The organism is Collimonas fungivorans, from assembly GCF_028292705.1.
GTDB lineage: Bacteria > Pseudomonadota > Gammaproteobacteria > Burkholderiales > Burkholderiaceae_D > Collimonas > Collimonas fungivorans_B.
Window position 1 is genome coordinate 1 of sequence record NZ_JAQGLV010000375.1, and the last position, 3,606, is coordinate 3,606.

At 64.9% G+C, this 3,606-nt stretch carries 2 protein-coding genes and 1 pseudogene; 1 reads left to right on the plus strand and 2 read right to left on the minus strand.

The window, feature by feature from the left end:
* Window positions 1-543: pseudogene (locus tag JWQ61_RS20740) on the plus strand (cytochrome-c peroxidase); the annotation flags it as partial.
* A gap of 88 nt (window positions 544-631) precedes the next feature.
* Here JWQ61_RS20740 and gcvT read toward each other — a convergent pair.
* Window positions 632-1,762 carry a glycine cleavage system aminomethyltransferase GcvT gene (gene gcvT / locus JWQ61_RS20745; protein ID WP_304362177.1) on the minus strand — a complete coding sequence of 377 codons (1,131 nt, stop codon included), beginning with the start codon at window positions 1,760-1,762 and terminating at the stop codon, window positions 632-634.
* A gap of 75 nt (window positions 1,763-1,837) precedes the next feature.
* A partial coding sequence (gene gcvP, locus JWQ61_RS20750) for an aminomethyl-transferring glycine dehydrogenase (RefSeq protein WP_304362178.1) occupies window positions 1,838-3,606 on the minus strand: 1,769 nt, incomplete at its 5' end.

Below are 3,606 nucleotides of genomic sequence, written 5' to 3' on the forward strand. Positions count from 1 at the left end.
CAGAAAGGCAACTGCTCCTCCTGCCATATCGACAAGCCGTCGCATGACGGCATGTTCCCGCCGGCCTTCACCGACTACCAGTTCGAAGCGCTGGCCGGACCGCGCAACCGAGAGCTGCTGGCCAACCGCGATCCGGCTCACTATGACCTGGGCTTATGCGGACCGATGCGCGGCGACTACAGGAAACACGCCGCCTATTGCGGCCTGTTCAAGACGCCGACGCTGCGCAATAGCGCCACGCGCGGCGCGCTGTTCCACAACGGCGTGTTCAAGAACCTGGAAGACCTGCTGCATTTTTACGTGGAACGCGAGACCGATCCCGGCAAGTGGTATTCGAAAAAACCGGACGGCAGCATCGACAAATACGACGACCTGCCGCCGCGTTACAAGAAGAATGTCGATGTGGTGGATGCCCCGTTCGACCGCAAGCACGGCGCCATGCCTGCGCTCAATGACGACGAGATCAAGGATATGGTGGCTTTCCTGAAGACCCTGGACGACGGCTACCCGGACAATGCAAAACAGGGGAACGCGCCCAACTGAGACACAAATCTCGATTGGGCAAGCCATGCGTCCTTTTTTCTGCCGCCGGCACCAGGCTAAACGCTGATGCCGGGATTCCGACCGCGCTTCAGCCGCGGAAATAGCGGGTCGGAGTAAACGGCGTCTTGACCACTTCGATAGGCACCGATTTGCCGCGCACCACGGCTTGCAGCAGTATGCCGACCTGCGCATGGGCGCTGTCGACATAACCCAGCGCCACCGGGCCGCCCACCGTCGGTCCGAAACCGCCGCTGGTGATCTTGCCGACCTGCTTGCCGTCGGCATCGACCAGCTCGGCGCCTTCGCGCGCCGGCATGCGATCCTTGAGCAGCAGGCCGACCCGCTTGCGGCCGACGCCCTGCTCAAGCTGGCGCTGGATCAGCTCCGCGCCCGGATAACCGCCGGCGCGCATGCCGCCGGCACGGCGCGCCTTCGACAGAGCCCAGCCCAGGCTGGCTTCGACCGGCGTGGTGCTGCCGTCCATGTCGTGGCCGTACAGGCACAGGCCGGCTTCCAGCCGCAAGGAATCGCGCGCGCCGAGACCGATGGGCGCCACCTCGGGCTGCGCCAGCAGCAGCCGTGCCAGGGTTTCCGCAGCGGCATTCGGCACCGAAATTTCAAAACCGTCTTCGCCGGTGTAGCCGGAGCGGCTGACAAAACAGTCGCTGCCCGCCAGCGTGAACTTGGCGGTCTGCATGAACACCATCTGCGCAGTATCTGGCGCCAGGCGCGCCATGACTGCCGCAGCAGCCGGGCCCTGCAAAGCCAGCAAGGAACGGTCGCTCAGCTCGTCGATCTGGCAACGGCCGGACAGATGCTGGCGCAGGTGTTCGGTATCCTGCTGCTTGCAGGCTGCGTTCACCACCAGGAACAGATGATCGCCGGCATTGGCGACCATCAAGTCGTCCAGGATGCCGCCTTGCGGATTGGTGAATACCGCATAGCGCTGGCGGTTCACGGGCAGGTCGACGATGTCGACCGGCACCAGCGATTCCAGCGCGGCAGCGGCGTCCGCGCCGCTCAGGCGCAACTGCCCCATGTGCGAAACGTCGAACAGGCCGGCCTGGCTGCGGGTGTGGTTGTGTTCTTTCAGGATGCCGGTCGGATACTGCAACGGCATGTCGTAGCCTGCAAACGGCACCATCTTGGCGCCTAGCTCCAGGTGCAGCTGGTATAGCGGGGTACGCGCCGCTGCTGCGGCGTTGCTGGTGTCACTCATGAGAAATGTCCTTTATCAAAAGCCTGTCGGATGGTGGCGGCGGGCGCTGCACCGCGATGCGCGCCCGCCTTTTCCCTACTCGTAATCCGACATGGGCGGACAGGAACAGACCAGGTTGCGGTCGCCGTAGACATTGTCGATCCGCCCTACCGGCGGCCAGTACTTGTCCTGGCGCAGCGATTTCAGCGGGAACACCGCCTGTTCACGCGAATACACGCGCGACCATTCGTCGGTCAGGTCCTGGCTGGTATGCGGTGCATGGCGCAACGCCGTCTGCTCGGCCTTGATATCGCCGTTCTCGACTGCCCTGATCTCTTCGCGGATCGCGATCATGGCGTCGCAGAAGCGGTCCAGCTCTTGCTTGGATTCGCTTTCGGTCGGCTCTATCATCAGCGTGCCGGCTACCGGGAACGACATGGTAGGCGCATGGAAGCCGTAGTCGATCAGGCGCTTGGCGACGTCTTCCACCGTGATCCCGGTCTTGTCCTTGAGCGGGCGCAGGTCGATGATGCCTTCGTGCGCCACCAGTCCGTCGCTGCCGCTGTACAGGACCGGATAATGCGGCGCCAGCCGGTGCATGATGTAGTTGGCGTTGAGGATCGCCACCTGGCTCGCCTGGCGCAAGCCTTGCGCGCCCATCAGCGTGATGTAGGCCCAGGTGATAGGCAGGATGCTGGCGCTGCCCCACGGCGCGGCGGAAACCGGCGCGATGCCGTTTTCCAGCATGCGGTGGCCCGGCAGGAACGGCGCCAGGTGGGCCTTGACGCCGATCGGACCGACGCCCGGCCCGCCGCCGCCATGCGGGATGCAGAAGGTCTTGTGCAGGTTCAGGTGCGAGACATCGCCGCCGAAAGTGCCCGGCGCGCACAAGCCGACCATGGCGTTCATGTTGGCGCCGTCGATGTACACCTGGCCGCCGTGGGCGTGGACGATTTCGCAGATCTCGCCGATGGCTTCTTCGAACACGCCGTGGGTCGACGGATAGGTAATCATCAGCGCCGCCAGGTCCTTGGCGTGCTGGTCTGCCTTGGCGCGCAGGTCGGCGACGTTGACGTTGCCTTGCTCGTCGCATTGCACCACCACCACCTGCATGCCCGCCATGTGGGCGGTAGCCGGATTGGTGCCGTGGGCGGAGCTCGGGATCAGGCAGATATTGCGCTGGCCTTCGCCGCAGCTCTGGTGATAGGCGCGGATCGCCAGCAAGCCGGCGTATTCGCCCTGCGAGCCGGCGTTCGGCTGCAGCGATACGGCGTCGTAGCCGGTGCAGACGCACAGCATCTGTTCGAGGTCGGCCACCAGCTGCTGGTAGCCCTGGGCCTGGTTGAGCGGCGCAAACGGATGCAGGGAGCCGAACTCCGGCCAGGTCACCGGGATCATCTCGGTGGTGGCGTTGAGTTTCATGGTGCAGGAGCCGAGCGGTATCATGCTGCGGTCCAGTGCCAGGTCCTTGTCCGCCAGCGCGCGCAGGTAGCGCAGCATCTGGGTTTCCGAATGGTGGCTGTTGAACACCGGATGCGTCAGGTATGCGCTGCTGCGCGCCAGCGCTGCCGGTATCTTTTCCTCGGCGCTGGCTTCCAGCGCGGCGAACGCAGGCAGCGGCTTGCCTACGGCAAAGATGCTCCACAGCGCTTCGACATCGGCGCGGGTGCTGGTTTCGTCCAGCGCGACGCCGACGCTGCCGTCGTCTATCAGGCGCAGGTTGACCGACTGGCTGCGCGCCGCGGCGTGGATATCCTGGGTATGGCCGCCGGTATGCACGGTGATGGTGTCGAAGAAGCTGGCGGTCGGCACCGCATGGTGCAGCTGGCGCAGGCCCTCGGCCAGGATCGCGGTCAGCCGGTGCA

What these genes read in the sequence shown, in the direction of transcription:
- gcvT (WP_304362177.1), bottom strand. Translation starts at nt 1,762, where the DNA reads ATGAGTGACACCAGCAACGCCGCAGCAGCGGCGCGTACCCCGCTATAC.